This window comes from Wolbachia endosymbiont (group A) of Sicus ferrugineus (assembly GCF_947251515.1).
GTDB lineage: Bacteria > Pseudomonadota > Alphaproteobacteria > Rickettsiales > Anaplasmataceae > Wolbachia.
On record NZ_OX366370.1, the window covers coordinates 527,388 to 544,681 of the forward strand.

Sequence of the window (17,294 nt, forward strand, 5' to 3'; positions counted from 1 at the left end):
GTTACTAAATAGTTTATTCTGGTGCTCTGCAGTCTAAATGGAATGCCTAAATTATAGATTCTTTGTTTTTGTGTGTTATCTTGAGTTAACACAAATTCACAGTAGTATTATGATAAGTAAGTTGAAAAAGCTTAGCACTGGATTTTCTTTGACAGGCCTGATTGGCCATAGTGATAATATAAATATGCAAGGAGCAAAAAATAAAAAGAAGAAGTACCCAAAATTTTTGGATAAGACGTTTGCATTGATTGATGCAGTGATAAATTTTATTTTAAAACGCGAAAGTAATAACGTAAATGAAGTTCTGAGAGTAACATGGGGACCACTATTTTTTGGTCTGGTAGTAATACTCATCTTTTTTGGGATAGGTGGTATTTGGTCGGCTATAGCTCCAATTGACGGTGCGGTGCATGCAAGTGGAGAAGTTATTGTATCTTCAAATAGGAAAATAGTTCAACACTTGGGCGGAGGAATAATAAGCAAAATTTTAGTCAAAGAGAGCCAAGCAGTTAAAAAAGATGAGCCTCTAGTTTTGTTGAGTGATGTTAACGAGAAGGCGAATTTAAGTATTATCAAAGAGAAGCTCTTATCATTTTTAGCAACAGAAGCAAGGCTTATTGCAATCAGAGGAGATTTAGACACGCTCGAGTTTCCTGATGAGGTTAAAAAATTATCTCACGATGAACTTGTAAATAAAGCGATAAAGAATCAAGTAAAGTTGTTCAACTCTCAGAGAAAGAGCATATTGGGAAAAACAGACATACTGCAACAACGTATAAAGCAGTTAAATGATGAATTAGCTGGGCTAAACTTTCAACTAAATGCAGCTCATAAGCAATATGACTTGATAACTGAGGAGTTGGAAACAAAAAGACAATTACTTGATAGTGGCCATATAAGCAAACCACACATTTTAGCTTTAGAAAAACAGTTTGCTGAAATTGAAGGCAGAGTTGGACATTACCGTTCTTCAATATCTCAAGTGCAGCAAAAAATTGGAGAGAACGAATTAGAAATTATAAACGTGAGAAATGATTCTCAAGAAAGAGCAAACGCTGAACTTAAGGAAGTTAGTACGTCTATTGCAGACTTGAAAGAGAGGCTGATTGTTGCTGAAGATTCATTAGCACGTACAATAATTAAATCCCCTCAAGATGGGATAGTCACAGATATAAGATACCATACTGAAGGTGGTGTTATACAATCTGGAGTTCCAATCATGAGCGTAGTGCCATCGGATGATGACCTAATAATAGATGCTAAAATTCAGACCAGAAACATAGAAGAGGTACTGTCAGCACAAAAGAAAGATAGCAACATAGTCTCTATTGATGGGCTAGAAGGGCTAAAGGTTAAAGTCCGGCTGAGTGCTTACAGTGCACGCCGTTTAAGTTTAATTAGTGGTATAGTAAGCCATATTTCTCCTGATGCTCTTGATGATCCAAGACTAGGGCGTTATTATTCAGTGCGCGTAGTGATACCGAAGTCAGAGCTTGCTCAATTTAAAAATGTATACCTATACCCTGGTATGCCAGCAGAAGTGTACATAGTTACTCAATCCCGTACTCTTTTATCATTTTTGTTTACACCTATAATTGCAACAGTCGATAGGTCTTTTATAGAAAGGTAGCTCTATTTGGCTTCTCTAAAGATTTCGTTTACAGAATCTAGTAACTCAGCTATGCATAATGAAAAAAGTTTGTATGGTATACAAATATAGTGTGTTTTTTTATAATTATTTTCTATAATGCGTAAACCTTTGGTCCAAGCTGTAAATGCTACCATAGGCATTAAAAGTTAATTAACAAACTGCAATGTATAATAAAATAAAGAAACTTGTAAGATTTTGATCTTACAGATTATAAACTTGTCATAAAGTTTAATAGTGTCTGTTACTACTTTTAGGTGTGAGTCTAGAGGGTTATTAGCAGTAACAGACACTATTAAACTTATTATAGAATTTACTTAAAGTAAATACTTAATTTAAAATATTATAATATTTTTACTTACAATAGATTTATGTAAATGCTTTTTTACTCAAATTAGTATTGTACTATTATACTTGTTGAATGCTAAAAAATTATTAACCATCACTAATCTCTATTTGCATAGTAAGTTTATATATACTATTATACAGTATATCATTTAGTTTTATAGCAAACAAACAAAAGATATGGTGAAGTTATTTGCACTATTGATAATATTTTACTCAAATATATCTGTTGCCTCTGCTCCTACTTACTGGCAATTTGGATTTCCTGCTCCTGCAACTGAAGTAATGGAGGCTGTAGTTAGGTCACATTCGTTTGTAATGGTTGTGATGGTTGCAATAATGCTTTTTGTGTGGGCGCTGCTTGCTTATGTAGTATTTCGCTTTCGTAAAAGCAAAGTGGCAAACGTAAGCCAAACTAACCACAATGTCCTTTTAGAAATTGTTTGGTTTGTTATACCAACGATTATTGTTGGTATATTAGCCTTTGAAAACGCTAAATTACTGAAGCTACAGGAAGAAATACCGAAAGCTGATATAACACTAAAAGTTATTGGCCATCAATGGTATTGGAGTTACCAATATCCAGAATATCAAGGTGTGTCATTTAATAGTTATATTAAGGGAAAAGAAGACTTTATCGAAGGAGATTTAAAGCTATTCTCTGTTGATAACAACATCGTTTTACCCATTAATACTAACGTTCGTTTACAAGTTACAGCAGGAGATGTGATACACAGCTGGGGAGTACCGGCTTTCGGTGTAAAAATTGATGCGGTACCAGGTAGGCTGAATGAGGCGTGGTTTAATATCAAAAAGTCTGGTGTTTATTACGGGCAGTGCTACGAATTGTGTGGTCAAGGCCATGGATTTATGCCAATTGTTGTTGAAGCAGTAAGCAAAAAAGATTTTAATAAGTGGATTGAAAATAGAAAATTAGTGAGTTAAATTTGGAGTATAGATATGAGTGACATACCAAAGGGCATAAAGCGTTGGTTGTTTTCCACTAATCATAAAGACATAGGGACACTGTACATTATTTTTTCCATATTAGCTGGAATTATTGGTGGATTATTATCGGTGATCATTCGCACTCAGCTAATGCACATTAATATACTTAACAATAATTATCAATTATATAACGTAATGGTTACAGGGCATGCGTTGATAATGGTGTTTTTTATGATAATGCCAGCCCTCATGGGAGGATTTGGTAACTGGTTTGTACCTCTCATGATTGGTGCACCAGATATGGCATTTCCTCGTATGAATAATTTAAGTTTTTGGTTATTAGTGTCATCTTTTATTTTGCTCATTCTCTCAGTGTTTATTGGTGAAGGTCCAGGTACAGGTTGGACTTTATATCCACCTTTATCACAGGTAATGTCCCATCCAAGTGCAGGAGTTGACATTGCTATACTTGCACTTCATGTTGCTGGTATGTCGTCAATTGTTGGGGCGATCAACTTTATAGTTACTATATTTAACATGCGCACAAAAGGAATGTCATTAACTAAGATGCCACTGTTTGTTTGGTCTGTCTTGCTAACAGCATTTATGTTGATTGTTGCCTTACCAGTGCTTGCCGGTGCTATAACTATGCTTCTTACTGATCGCAATGTTGGTACTTCCTTTTTTGATCCTGCCGGTGGCGGAGATCCTGTGTTATTTCAACATCTATTTTGGTTTTTTGGTCATCCAGAAGTTTACGTAATTATTTTTCCTGCATTTGGCATCATAAGTCAGGTTGTATCAACTTTTTCTCACAGACCTGTATTTGGTTACATAGGGATGGTTTATGCTATGATAGGTATAGCAGTATTTGGCTTTATGGTGTGGGCTCATCATATGTTCACTGTTGGGCTTAGTGCTGACGCTGCTGCATTTTTTAGCACTACCACAATTTTTATCGGTGTTATAACTGGTGTAAAAGTCTTTAGCTGGATTGCAACTATGTGGGGTGGAGCAATTGAGTTTAAGACCCCTATGCTATTTGCACTAGGTTTTATTTTCATGTTTGTTGGCGGTGGCATAACGGGAATAATTCTTTCTCATGGTGGAATAGATAAGCTTCTGCATGATACCTACTATGTTGTTGCTCACTTCCATTATATCATGTCACTTGCTGCATTATTTGGAGCTTTTGCTGGCTTTTATTATTGGATTGGTAAAATGTCGGGTAAACAATATAATGAGCGCTTAGGTCAAATCCACTTTTGGCTTACTTTTATTAGTACCAATATCACTTTTTTACCTCAACATTTCTTAGGATTAGCTGGTATGCCAAGGCGTATACCTGATTATCCTGATGCGTTTATCCCTTGGAATTATATATCCTCAATTGGCTCATATATGTCCTTTGTTTCAGTTATGTTTTTTGTGTTTATAGTTATATATCTCTTTAAATGGGGCAAAAAAGCTGGAGATAATCCTTGGGAAGGTGACACCTTGGAATGGACGGTATCTTCACCACCACCTTTTCATACTTTCGAAAAGCCACCAGTGGTAAAATAGAATGTACACAAGTGTTTTGCTAAATGTTGAATCAACAATACTGGATTTTTGGCGTTTGCTGAAGCCAAGGATAATGTATCTTGTGGTATTTACTGCAGTTGCTGGTATGGTTACTGCACCAGGTAGTATGCACCCTTTTCTAGCACTAATATCTCTTATATGTGTTGCTCTTGGCTCAGGATCTTCAGGTGCTATAAATATGTGGTATGACAGAGACATAGATCTGCTCATGGAAAGGACAAAAAACCGCCCTATACCCTCAGGAAGAATTCTTGCAGAAAGTGCGCTTGAATTTGGTATAACTCTTGGAATATTGTCAGTATTTATCATGGCAATAGCAGTAAACTATATTTCTGCTGCTTTGCTTGCAGTTAGCATATTATTTTACGTTTTCGTATATACAATTTGGCTAAAAAGGCGTACTCCACAGAATATCGTTATCGGTGGTGCAGCAGGTGCTTTTCCTCCAATGATTGGCTGGGCAGCTGTGACTAATTCTGTCAGCTGGGAAAGTTTCATTTTATTTTTAGTAATTTTTATGTGGACTCCACCACACTTTTGGGCCCTATCTTTAAATAAGTCTGAAGACTATGCAAGAGCATCGATTCCTATGTTCAATATTGTTTATGGTCCGGAAAAAACAAGAAAATATATATTAATTTATAGTGTGTTGCTGGTATTAACCAGCTTGCTTCCAGCTCTATTTTTGAAAAAGGCTTTACTTTATCTAAGCATGGCAATTTTTGCAGGTTGCATCTTTATTTGGTACGCTATATCAATTCTCAGATTCAAGAACCACAACTCACAGAAACAAATGTTTTCTTATTCAATTTCTTATCTATTTTCCCTATTCGCCAGTATTATTTTTTGTTCTATTGATTTATTTTAGTTATGAAAGAACGGCAGAAGCATAAAAACTATTTTTTACTTTTCCTTTTGGTAATGCTCGTTGTCACACTTTTTTTTGTTTCTATAATAAAATTTAAAGGTGCAGCTTAAACTACCTTTAGAAATTGTGCTTTCATAAAAGCAACTATATACTTTAGTTAATTCATTACAGTTAAAGATGAGCAAAAAGGAAGTGACAATATACACGGATGGGGCGTGTTCTGGTAATCCTGGAGCGGGAGGATGGGCAGCTATCATATTATTTCAAGATTATAGAAAAGACATTTATGGTAGAGAAGAAAATACCACAAACAATAAAATGGAGTTAACAGCGGTGATCAATGGGCTAAAAGTATTGAAATTTTCTTGTAATATTAATTTATATACGGATAGTCTTTATATTAAGCATGGCATAACAGAGTGGATAAATAAGTGGAAAATGAATGGCTGGAAAACAAGTAATAAAAAATCAGTAAAAAATATGGAATTGTGGAAAGAGCTAGACAACGTTGCTTCACAACACGAAATTGATTGGAAGTGGGTTAAAGCACACAGTGGCAATAAATATAATGAGGAGGCTGATATTTTAGCAAGAAAAGCAATAATCGATGCTTAAAAAAATTACTATATTATTTTCCGTAGCTTTATTGTTCATATTGTGCTTCTTTATTTTTTTAAAGCCTTTAGAAATCAATATTAATTATATTAATTTTTATGTTAAACATAAAATATCAAAAGTATTTGTTGGCTCAAGCGTTAATATGGAGAATACCTCAGTTGTTTGGCAGAAAGATGGCAAAGATCCGTATTTAGTCATTACAGATTTGGCAATAGCAAACCCTAATTTTACTATAAAAGTTCCTGAGCTTTTTGTACATTTTAAGTTAAGTTCCTTATTTAAAGCTAGCACAAATCTCTCTCAGGTTTCAGCTGATAATGTGCATGTATGTATCAAGAGAGAAGAAACTAATGTTAATCCGCAAAACTCATTAGACCTTTTGGATAATCATTATTTAAATAGTAACCGCCTTCCTTCGGTGTCATTCCAGCGTGTGACGCTGGAATCTAGAAAAAAAGAAACAAGTAGTCAAGCTACTTGGATGACAAGGACGAGTGCTGGAATGACAGGGAAGAATTTCAAGATGACAGAAAGCAGTGCAAAAAATCTATTAAAAACAATAAGGGAATTTTTTTTTGACTTAAATGCGGATTCAAAAATTGAATTTACTAACATCGCTATTGATAAAAGCACAGAAGATGAATTTTTTATTGATAAATTATATATAGGGAAGGGGGAAGATTTTAATGTTTTAGATATTCATGTGAATACAAAAGATGGAAAGGGATTTTTGGATGATTTATCAATTACAATAAAAAATCGCAACAATTTGCTAAATGTATACGGGACATTTTATAATCTAAAATTGGGACTATTGAGCGAGTTTTCTACATTAGTTAAAAGCTACAATTTGGACAAAAATATAGGATTCAAAGGAAGCTTCTCAGTGAAAATTAATAAAAAGGATGAAATTGTAGATGGAAATATATACGTATTGAATACAGAAAACTATTTGAACAAAAATTTGGCCTTAACTAATATAAATATAAATTTAACATATAGTGATGGAATTATTAGTGTAAAAAACTTCCATTTTAAGTTAAATGACACGTATCTCTCTTTAATAGGTAAGATGAACTTTAGTGCAAGTCATGCTTTGCTTAGAATTAATATTAGCAAGTTTGCTGCAAAGGATTTATGTACTTATGTACCAGATGGTGTAGTGAATAGTAAATTTAGAAGCTGGTATTGTGATAATATTAATGGGGATGTTTTAAATACCATTGTAAGTTTCAATGGCAAAATTAACAATTTGGTTGATGACGATCTGCCAGACATTGTAATTGTTGCTGATATAGAAAATGGTAGCGTAAAATTTGATGAAGATTTTGAGCAAGTAAAGGAACTAAAGGGTGATTTGATCATCAAGAATAACGATCTTGAGATTACTGTAAATAGCGCTAAGTTTCAGAATTTCACTATTAATGGTGGTGATATTGAAATGAAATCTCTCAATAAGGAAAATTCAGTTCTAACCATTAATGGCCAAGCTGTAAGTGATGCGTATGGTTTATATGAGCCTATAAGATTTAAGCTGGATGATGTGGTGAAGGTTGAAAGGGATAAAGTAAGTGGAATGGCAAAATCTGTATTTAATTTTCGCATTTTTAATCTAAATGCTGATGACAAAAAAGTAGACTTCTCAGCAAATTTTCATTCTGAAATTGACAATTTGGCCGTCTATAATGCAAGTCTTGGTAAATATGACATTAAGCTTAGTTTTGGCAGTAACTTTATAGATTTAAATGGTAGTGGTATGGTGAATAACACACAGCTATTATTTGACCTGAAAAGTAGCAATAGGAATGAAAGTTTTGCCTGGAATTTGACCGGAGATTTACCCGCTCAAATACTTGATTTTGATAAAAATATAGGTGGCTATGTCAATACAAATATAGAATCGGTGATAAATCAAGATAAGACGGGACATGTTAATGGTAATATGGATTTATCAGAGCTTGAATCACGTTCAAGTTATTTTGGGTGGAAAAATCGTTTTGAAGATCACAATAAAGTTTTGTTCTCTGTAAAATTAAAAGGTGCCGATGAATTGTTAATAGACAAATTAGATGTTATAGGAAATGACCTAGATATAAAATTCAGCGGAAGAGTAGGAAATGGAAATTTATATTTAAATTCTAGTAGTTTTAAATTGCCTGATAATGATTTTAGTATAGAAATTGAATCAGGTAAGGAAAAAAATGCCATAACTATTTATGGTGAGAAAATCAATTTGAGTGATATTTTAGGCTTGCTTGGCAAAAACAATAATGGATTAAACAAAGATATAGAAATTAGTATGAATGTTGACAATGTAATTATGAAAGAAGGCGTCGTTATCAAAAATGCTAAGCTGAATGTAACCTGTACTAAAGGTAATTGCAATGGAAGTCAATTTACAGGACAGTTTCTAGAAGATAGCAGCAACATACTAGCGGAATACAGTGGAATAGGGCTCGAAATATATGCGGATAATGCAGGTATACTTTCGCGTTCCTTAGGCATTAGTAAATCAGTCAAAAATGGTAAACTTTCTCTTTATCTATCTCCTCAAAGAGAAAATGAAGAACATTATGGCATGTTATCTATTAGTAATTTTTATATTAAAGATGCTCCACTACTCACTACTTTATTATCGATGTCTTCGCTTCCTGGTATTGTAAATGCTATAAAGGATGAAGGTGTATACTTTTATAAATGTAATGTACCTTTCTCATACAAAGATGGCTCTGTCGAAATTGAAGAATCTTGGCTTGAAGGGGCGGAATTAGGCATTAGCACTAGCGGTAAGCTCGACATTAGAAATTATGAATTCCAAGTTAAAGGACAGGTAATACCAGCATATTCAATTAATAAATCTTTGTTAAAAATTCCTATAATTGGGAAACTTCTTACTGGCGGGAAAAGTAGGGGAATCGTTTCAATAGACTATAAAGCAAGTGGTGATGACAAAAACAATAACGTATCTGTTGATCTTATCTCTTCGCTAACTCCAAACCTATTAAAGAGGTTATTGGGAGTGTTTGATCGCATTATGACAAAAACTAACGAAGCTGTCATCGGTGGCTTAAAAGGTGGTGTGAAAAAGAAATTTGGTTCGACATGACCAAAAGGGAAGTTGTTTAACAAAATTATGGACAAAAATGCAAGAATTTCAGAATGATCCACCTGGTTTTTTATCTAATTATTTAAGCAATACCACTCTCTTTCTGGAAACTTGATTATGATAAAGTAAAAGTTATTTCTTTACAAAATTATAGACAAAAAATGCAAGAATTTCGGAATGATCCACCTAGTTTTTTATCTAGTTGTTTAAGTGCCATTTATCGCCTCCCATATCTGCAAAGTTATAAATACAACTAGAAGGGTAGGGGATAAAAGTTCTTTATTTTACTATATTAGGTCATCATGTTGGTGATAATCATGATTACATAGTGAGTAATTGCCTACGTAGTTTTCGTCAGCATCGTGATAAACATCAGGTTTAAGCAAAGAAAGATTGTCATCGGATTGTTCTTCTGATAAGTTAAGCAAAGAAAGGTTGTTATCAGATTGTTCTTCCTCTTTAGACCCAAATAACCATGAAAAGAATGATGAGATAGAATCAATAACGGATTTAATTGCTGAAAAATATTGGATAAGAAATTACTGGGTTGCTCTATTTCATCCACATCCACTTCAGGTTTACTTCTGCTTATAAGTGTCTTATCTAACCATTCGGACATATTCTTGTCTGGATTATGAAAATACATTTGACTTATCTCCTTATTTTCATCAATAGAAATTACTACAGTTGCATTCTGACTTAATTGCCCTTCATTTAATCTATAACGTTCACTAACGAGCGATTCATGAGAGTTCTTTATATCTTGAATCAATCGAAGTTTTTCTTCTTCTACCAAAAGATAACCTTTGTGTTCTGCTCTATAAGTTGTACCTTCGTATTTAAAACTAAACATCCATCCACGATCTTCATATTCGTCTAGTCCAGAATTCTTGACACGTTGTATAATTTGAAATTTTTCTTCTTCTGAAAGATTCTTGCGGTATATACTACCAGTTGTACCTTTGTATTTAAAACTAAACATCGATCCATGGTCTTTATATTCATCTACTAGTTCATGAATATTCTTGACATTTTGTATAGCTTTAAATTTTTCTTCTTCTGAAAGGTTCTTGTGATATTTATAAAGTGTACCTTTATATTTAAATTGAAACATCCATCCACGGTCTTCATATTCATCTACACCCATCTGCTTGCAAATAGCTTTATAATTTTTTTCTTCTACTTCTCGTCCAACAACATTTGCTATGAATTCAGTATCCTGAGTACTCAAAGCTTTGACTGTTGCCGATGGTGAAAAACGCAATTGAAATATGTGGCCTAGCTCATGACCTAGAACAAAATCCATGGCACTTTGCTTATATGTCAGAATATTCTGACAATCTGTTACTCCTCGTGTAATATATACTGGACCACCATCTTCATCTAAGCCGAGAAGATCATTATACTTTGTATAATCGCTTCTATTATTAAAAATGTGAACCGTTATAATGTAATACCAATTCTCATTGTTGGTCAGTCAAATAGGAGAAATTGCAGAGTTGTTTAATTGTGGAGCTGGCAAGAGAAGTAATAAATTTGCACAAAGCACCCTAAAGCAGAGCAATTGTATCGTATATTTTATTGCGCAAAATGTTCTGTTTTATGTATAACCAAAGCCTCTCAACAGGATTGAGTTCAGGTGAATATGGAGGTAGGTATATAATCTCAATATTTTTAGCTACCTTTAAATTTTTTGACTTATGCCAACTAGCACAGTCCATAACAAGAACAGCTTCTCTTGTCCCTAGATATTGCGACATTTGCTCAAGAAATACATTCATGCAATCAGTGTTAACATTTAGTGCAAATAAGCTAAAACTCTCTCCATTTTTAGGATTAACTGCACTGTAGAGATAAAAATTATGCCTACCTAATTTTATTTTAACCCGAGTCCTAGTGCCTTTTTTAAACCATCCATGCCCAACTTTCGAATGTGTGCCAAACCTTGATTCATCAAAGAAAAATAGCTCTTTTTCTGGATACTTGCCAATAACTTCATTGAGATTTTTTTTTGAATTCCTCTTGTTTACTTTTATCTTGTACGTTGTGTACTGGTCTTGGTGTAATATATGAAAATTTCATCTTTTGCATATGGCGGTGTACTGTAGATTTGCTGATATTTAATCCGAACTTTTCCTGGATTCTTATTCTCATTTCTTTAATGGTAATATTAGGATTTTCTTCTATACATGCTTCAATTTGCTGTAGTTGAGCCTGATTTAATTTAGTTTTTCTACGGCGTGATGGAGGAGCAAACAGTTTTTCTTCTCTGCCAAATTTCAAGAGTTTTATCCACGAAGTTAGTGCGCTTCTTGAAATTCAATATATTTTTGCTACAGCCGTTATACTATGCTTTTTTGCCGCAATTACAGCATTTAGTTTTTTTGAAACATATGCATTGTTCCTTACTTTCTTCAGCATTTCTTTTGCTGATTCTACTACTTTTTCATCCAATAATTTTGATCTTAATGCCATTTATACCTCGCTACTTCACTTACTTTAGTATGGCTTTTTTCCCATTATTGTCTATCCGTTCTTTGTATAGTGGGAATTGGTATTACTATCAAAAAAAGAAATGTCGGTATTACCAATTTTGCAATTTTGTATAGATTGCCCGCAAGTGCCATCATTTGCACAATCGTGATGATTTGGGTCAGTCTTCTTATGAAACCATGCGTTGGTGTATTTTTCCATTTTGATACCTCACTACCAAACAGCGGTATGACGATAAGCTCGTCATACCGCCACTAATCGTCATACCGCGATTCATTCGCGGTATCTCGGCATAGATTCCGCTAACTAGTAGCGGAATGACGAATTTGTCGTTTTTCAAATTGTCGGTAAATCTAAGTCAGTTTAGCTATATAAACATAGTATAAAAAGAGCTATTTAAGCAAAATTTTAAACAAATAAAATTCATTAGCTTCACAATTGGCGCTTTATGAGAAAAGTACACTTGATATACAGATTTAAAATACAAGTTAACGAATTATTATGATTTTTACCAAGATAATAATATAGCGCTACTTGTTAGCGGCTGAGAAATACCGCGGCGGTATGACGTAGGAAAACCTTTCTTGGGTTAGCTATAGTTTGCTATATTATGTGATTTTATTTTCCATAATGTATATTATGTAATTTTCAATACTAATAAAACTACTTCCCAACCTTTTAAACAGCAACTTGTCGAACCTCCAGATTAGTACTTAAGAGAAAGTGTTAAAGTATCTCTTGTAATACCACCAGCAACAAGTCCAACTGCCAGCGCAGCAGCTACAGCTATAGCTAATACTGATAATTGAACACCGGCAACACCACATCCAATACCGACTGCCAATGCAGCTATAACACTACAAGTGATACCAATTCCTATTGCTTTATTAGTTACTTGTTTAGTTTCTATCTCATGTTTCTCTTTCATTTTATCATTAAAACCTTTGGCAAAACCCTCGACAAAATCCCCAATTGCATTCTGTAATTGATTATATAATACCCGTTGTTCCTCTGTTAAACCTGACATATAGCTACCTCCATAAAAACTTAAGTTTAATTATTCCATATTTTATGTAATACCAATTCTCATTGTTGATCAGTCAAATAGGAGAAATTGCAGAGTTGTTTAATTGTGGAGCTGGCAAGAGAAGTAATAAATTTGCACAAAGCACCCTAAAGCAGAGCAATTGTATCATATATTTTATTGCGCAAAATGTTCTGTTTTATGTATAACCAAAGCCTCTCAACAGGATTGAGTTCAGGTGAATATGGAGGTAGGTATATAATCTCAATATTTTTAGCTACCTTTAAATTTTTTGACTTATGCCAACTAGCACAGTCCATAACAAGAACAGCTTCTCTTGTCCCTAGATATTGCGACATTTGCTCAAGAAATACATTCATGCAATCAGTGTTAACATTTAGTGCAAATAAGCTAAAACTCTCTCCATTTTTAGGATTAACTGCACTGTAGAGATAAAAATTATGCCTACCTAATTTTATTTTAACCCGAGTCCTAGTGCCTTTTTTAAACCATCCATGCCCAACTTTCGAATGTGTGCCAAACCTTGATTCATCAAAGAAAAATAGCTCTTTTTCTGGATACTTGCCAATAACTTCATTGAGATTTTTTTTTGAATTCCTCTTGTTTACTTTTATCTTGTACGTTGTGTACTGGTCTTGGTGTAATATATGAAAATTTCATCTTTTGCATATGGCGGTGTACTGTAGATTTGCTGATATTTAATCCGAACTTTTCCTGGATTCTTATTCTCATTTCTTTAATGGTAATATTAGGATTTTCTTCTATACATGCTTCAATTTGCTGTAGTTGAGCCTGATTTAATTTAGTTTTTCTACGGCGTGATGGAGGAGCAAACAGTTTTTCTTCTCTGCCAAATTTCAAGAGTTTTATCCACGAAGTTAGTGCGCTTCTTGAAATTCAATATATTTTTGCTACAGCCGTTATACTATGCTTTTTTGCCGCAATTACAGCATTTAGTTTTTTTGAAACATATGCATTGTTCCTTACTTTCTTCAGCATTTCTTTTGCTGATTCTACTACTTTTTCATCCAATAATTTTGATCTTAATGCCATTTATACCTCGCTACTTCACTTACTTTAGTATGGCTTTTTTCCCATTATTGTCTATCCGTTCTTTGTATAGTGGGAATTGGTATAAGATCCATTACTCTCCTGTGCTCTTCCATTTCTTGAATAACTGTTTTAAGAGCAGGTATGTCACTAAGGCCAGTTTCTCTTTGAAAGTTTTGAAAACTCTCTATTGCATGACCACACACAGAACCACGAATTTTTCGATTAGTTTTCTGCCAAATTAGTTCAATGATCCTTACGCTTTTTTCAAATTTTTCTTGATCTTCAACTACAGCGTTAAGGCGAGTAATAGCAAAATATAAAATGATATCTTTGTCACTAGTCGGAGCCCCCTTGTGTCTCAAAGCTGCTTGTATATCATCATATTCATCATTGTTAAATATGTCCTGGACCGTTTTAAGGTTGTTATTGCTGATTGCTGTAATTAATGAAGTTTGAATTTGTTGTTACGTATTAGTTAATCCAATCATATTTTACCTCTATTTTCCATAACAAGTTTAATTGTTACACATATTTACAAGTAAGTCAAGTATATTGTTAACAACTGTTAATAAAGGCCAACAAAGTGCTTGACGTTAGAGTAGCTTTTATGGTTTTGTATAGCGAGGAAATAACTCTATGAAAAATCATCAACGTTTACAAACTTTACGTTCAATTGTATTTATTGTGGGAATATTCCTATTGTTATTTAGCTTAGCAATGCTTATTCCTGCTATTACTAATAAATGTCTCAGCTACGAATGGAAAAATTTTCTCGCTGGATTCATAATTACCTGCACATCTGGCGTAACTTTTATTTTGTTCGGTAAATTAAGTAGATTACATGGCATGCCGGCAATTTTTGCGATTACTAGCTGCACCTGGATTGCCTTGTCTTTGTTTGCAGCTATTCCTTTCTATTTTGATAATCTGAGCTATGTTGATGCATTATTTGAAGCGATATCTGGCTTTACAACCACAGGGGCAACTATATTTGATGATATTGAAAAACAATCTCCAGGAATACTGCTGTGGAGGACAATGCTACATGGCATAGGTGGTTTTGGCGTAATCACTTTAGGAATTGCAGTTTTTCCTATGCTTAAGATTCTCAGCCTAAATAATTTACTTTACTCTGAATATTCAGATGCCACCAAAAGGAAGTTGCCGAATACGCGAAGCGTAGTGATTCATGTTACAGCAATATATTATAGCCTAATTTTATTATGCGTATTTTCCTATTATCTAGCTGGTATGCCACTGTTTGATGCAATATGTCACGGAATGTCCGCTGTATCAACTGGTGGATTTGCTAACTATAATGATTCTATAGGGCACTATAATAACCCTATGTTAGAAGTCATAACGATCATTTTTATGATTTTGGGTTCTCTGCCTTTTCTTAGCTATTTAAAAATTATAAGACGGTTAGACATTTGCTATGATGAACAGGTCTCTTACTTTGTTAAGATAGCTATTGTTTCATCTTTATTTGCTTGTTTTTGGTTGTATAAAAATGTTGATTTAGGAGTGTCATTATCATTTAGATGCAGCACATTTACCATCAACTCCTTGATTACGTCAACTGGTTATGCAATCTGTGATCATATAGATTGGAGCTTCATTTCAGTCTTAGCTTTTTTTCTAACCTTTGTTGGTGGATGTAGTGGTTCTTCAAGTGGTGGCATTAAAATCTTTCGTTTGATCATTTTTCTAAGGTCTATAGAAAATCACTTTCGCCTTTTATTAAACCTTAATGCAGACAATAGAGTAAAATTCAATGGAAAAACCCTGGAGAATGATGAAGTTCACTCTGTCTTTATATTTTTTGCAATTTTCATGTTAACGTTTACCATTTCATCAATAGTGATGTCTTACTTAAGCAATGCAGACTTTATAACTAGCATCAGCTCAGTCTCTGCAACGCTTACAAATTCTGGCCCGGGATTTAGTAATTTAATAGGCCCTTCAGGTAACTATTCTTCTTTCAGTAATGAAGTAAAATTATTTTTGTCGTTTTTGATGCTGCTTGGTAGACTTGAAATATTGCCAATCTATTTTTGTATAGGTAATTTATTCTTATTTAATAGAAAGAAATAGTTGGTAAAGTTGTGAAACTTGATATTGTCAACTGTTTAATAAAAAGATCGTAGCTAAACCAAGAAATATAAGAGCTGAGAGAATATCAGTTGTTGCCGATGTTAGGATTGAAGAAGAAACTGCAGGGTCAGACTTTAAACGGTGAAGCATTATAGGAATGAAAGTTCCGATGAACGTTGCAATAATTGACATCATAATCATGGAGACCACAAAAATCATCTCCACTTTGAAATTGTGAAATCTTATTGCTAATACTACGAGTGAAATGGTAGATAAAATTACCCCGTTTATAAGACCTATTAAAAATTCTTTCATCAGTACTCTTTTTGCATTTTGCTCAGTTAGATATTTTGTTGCGATTGCCCGGATGGTTAGCGTTACTGTTTGGGATCCTGCATTTCCGCTCATTGATGCAATTATCGGCATGATTATTGGCAGTACTATAGAACTTTTTATTACATCATCGAAAAAGCCAACTACTATGGAACACATTGTTGCAGCTAAGAGGTTAAACAGTAACCAAGGTAGCCTTTTAATTATAGTTTTATGTATAGGGGCATTTATATCGGCTTTAGAAGATACACCGCTTATTTTGAGTACATCCTCTTCTGTTTCTTGTTGAACAACTTTTATCACATCTTCAATTAAGATCACACCAATAATTTTACCATTCTTATTTACTACCGGAGCCGATAATAGAGAGTAATCTTTAAATATTCTTGCTACTTCCTCTTGGTCTACTCCAGTTTTAATGATTTTTATGTCATGATCCATTATCTCTTTTATTATTGTGTCTCCTGAGTGAGATATTACCTTATTTAAATTAACACTGCCTATAGGCTCTAATTTTGAGTTGATAATGAATATCTGGTGAAATCTTTCTGGTATTTTTTTATAGTTGTGCAAGAATTCCATTAGCTGATTTATCGTCCAATAATATGGAGCTATAACTATATTTTTATGTATCAACCTTCCTGCACTTTCTTCTGGGTATGATAACAATTCCTCTACTAATTTTTGAGTTGCATTGGGTAAGTAGTTAAGTATGTTTTCTATAGACTTTCTATCCAAATCTTTCACTATGGTTACTATATCTTCTACATCAAGGAGCATTAGTAACTTTGCTGTATTTTCTATTCCCAATGTTTCTATGATCTCTCTTTGTAAATCTGGCACTACATGCACTAGGGCATCACTTAACAAATGTTGATCGAGGATATTAACTAATTTCTCCCTGTGATCACTGATTGAAGTAGATAAAAAATAAGCTAACTGAACGCTATCTATCGTTTTTACAATATTACGAACATTTTCTAGCTCCTCGTTATCAAGTGACTCTATTAAGTCATCAATAGCCTTTTTGTCTAAACCATAATGAGAACTTATTTTAATATTCATTACTTTACCTTGTTTTTTAATAAATATACACACTTGATTTCCTTAAACATTAAAGTATAATGAAATTATTTTGAATTAACTATCATATGGT

At 33.6% G+C, this 17,294-nt stretch carries 11 protein-coding genes and 2 pseudogenes; 7 read left to right on the plus strand and 6 right to left on the minus strand.

The window, feature by feature from the left end; translation table 11 throughout:
- Positions 1-109 precede the first annotated feature (109 nt).
- The 6 genes from OPR24_RS02770 to OPR24_RS02795 all read left to right on the plus strand — a co-directional run bounded on the left by OPR24_RS02770 (position 110) and on the right by OPR24_RS02795 (position 9,117).
- Entirely contained in the window at positions 110-1,630 is a 1,521-nt protein-coding gene (locus OPR24_RS02770; RefSeq protein ID WP_265033828.1) for an HlyD family type I secretion periplasmic adaptor subunit, read from the plus strand.
- A gap of 543 nt (positions 1,631-2,173) precedes the next feature.
- Entirely contained in the window at positions 2,174-2,938 is a 765-nt protein-coding gene (gene coxB / locus OPR24_RS02775; RefSeq protein WP_265033829.1) for a cytochrome c oxidase subunit II, read from the plus strand.
- Between the two features lie 15 nt (positions 2,939-2,953).
- The gene (ctaD, locus tag OPR24_RS02780) at positions 2,954-4,504 is read left to right on the plus strand and encodes a cytochrome c oxidase subunit I (protein WP_265033831.1); all 1,551 of its coding nucleotides are present in this window, start codon (positions 2,954-2,956) and stop codon (positions 4,502-4,504) included.
- Between the two features lies 1 nt (position 4,505).
- Positions 4,506-5,393, plus strand: a complete 888-nt coding sequence (locus OPR24_RS02785; protein ID WP_265033833.1) for a heme o synthase — start codon at positions 4,506-4,508, stop codon at positions 5,391-5,393.
- 177 nt (positions 5,394-5,570) lie between these two features.
- A complete protein-coding gene (gene rnhA, locus OPR24_RS02790) occupies positions 5,571-6,008 on the plus strand; it encodes a ribonuclease HI (RefSeq protein WP_253309066.1) in 438 nt (145 codons plus the stop codon).
- Entirely contained in the window at positions 6,001-9,117 is a 3,117-nt protein-coding gene (locus OPR24_RS02795; protein WP_265033836.1) for a YhdP family protein, read from the plus strand. The genes rnhA and OPR24_RS02795 overlap by 8 nt, the downstream gene beginning before the upstream one ends.
- Positions 9,118-9,457: 340 nt before the next feature.
- On the opposite strand, the gene OPR24_RS02800 is transcribed toward OPR24_RS02795, so the two are convergent.
- The 5 genes and pseudogenes from OPR24_RS02800 to OPR24_RS02820 form a co-directional block, all read right to left on the minus strand.
- Positions 9,458-10,348, minus strand: a complete 891-nt coding sequence (locus OPR24_RS02800) for a hypothetical protein (RefSeq protein WP_265033838.1) — start codon at positions 10,346-10,348, stop codon at positions 9,458-9,460.
- Between the two features lie 232 nt (positions 10,349-10,580).
- A pseudogene (locus tag OPR24_RS02805) lies at positions 10,581-11,592 on the minus strand (IS630 family transposase).
- A 724-nt stretch (positions 11,593-12,316) separates the two neighbouring features.
- Positions 12,317-12,637, minus strand: a complete 321-nt coding sequence (locus OPR24_RS02810) for a hypothetical protein (protein WP_265033840.1) — start codon at positions 12,635-12,637, stop codon at positions 12,317-12,319.
- A 59-nt stretch (positions 12,638-12,696) separates the two neighbouring features.
- A pseudogene (locus OPR24_RS02815) lies at positions 12,697-13,708 on the minus strand (IS630 family transposase).
- Positions 13,709-13,752: 44 nt separating this feature from the next.
- Positions 13,753-14,070 carry a hypothetical protein gene (locus tag OPR24_RS02820; protein ID WP_265033842.1) on the minus strand — a complete coding sequence of 106 codons (318 nt, stop codon included), beginning with the start codon at positions 14,068-14,070 and terminating at the stop codon, positions 13,753-13,755.
- 274 nt (positions 14,071-14,344) lie between these two features.
- On the opposite strand from OPR24_RS02820, the gene OPR24_RS02825 reads away from it, so the two are divergent.
- Positions 14,345-15,805: a TrkH family potassium uptake protein gene (locus OPR24_RS02825; RefSeq protein WP_265033843.1), complete on the plus strand. Its 1,461-nt coding sequence runs from the start codon at positions 14,345-14,347 to the stop codon at positions 15,803-15,805.
- 27 nt (positions 15,806-15,832) lie between these two features.
- Here the strand turns inward: OPR24_RS02825 and mgtE are convergent, their stop codons facing one another.
- Positions 15,833-17,203 carry a magnesium transporter gene (gene mgtE, locus OPR24_RS02830; RefSeq protein ID WP_265033844.1) on the minus strand — a complete coding sequence of 457 codons (1,371 nt, stop codon included), beginning with the start codon at positions 17,201-17,203 and terminating at the stop codon, positions 15,833-15,835.
- Positions 17,204-17,294: the final 91 nt, after the last annotated feature.

Excerpts from the sequence above, each read along its gene's own strand:
- OPR24_RS02795 (WP_265033836.1), top strand. The coding sequence starts at position 6,001 with ATGCTTAAAAAAATTACTATATTATTTTCCGTAGCTTTATTGTTCATA.
- OPR24_RS02810 (WP_265033840.1), bottom strand. The coding sequence starts at position 12,637 with ATGTCAGGTTTAACAGAGGAACAACGGGTATTATATAATCAATTACAG.
- OPR24_RS02785 (WP_265033833.1), top strand. The coding sequence starts at position 4,506 with ATGTACACAAGTGTTTTGCTAAATGTTGAATCAACAATACTGGATTTT.
- mgtE (WP_265033844.1), bottom strand. The coding sequence starts at position 17,203 with ATGAATATTAAAATAAGTTCTCATTATGGTTTAGACAAAAAGGCTATT.
- coxB (WP_265033829.1), top strand. The coding sequence starts at position 2,174 with ATGGTGAAGTTATTTGCACTATTGATAATATTTTACTCAAATATATCT.
- ctaD (WP_265033831.1), top strand. The coding sequence starts at position 2,954 with ATGAGTGACATACCAAAGGGCATAAAGCGTTGGTTGTTTTCCACTAAT.
- rnhA (WP_253309066.1), top strand. The coding sequence starts at position 5,571 with ATGAGCAAAAAGGAAGTGACAATATACACGGATGGGGCGTGTTCTGGT.
- OPR24_RS02770 (WP_265033828.1), top strand. The coding sequence starts at position 110 with ATGATAAGTAAGTTGAAAAAGCTTAGCACTGGATTTTCTTTGACAGGC.
- OPR24_RS02825 (WP_265033843.1), top strand. The coding sequence starts at position 14,345 with ATGAAAAATCATCAACGTTTACAAACTTTACGTTCAATTGTATTTATT.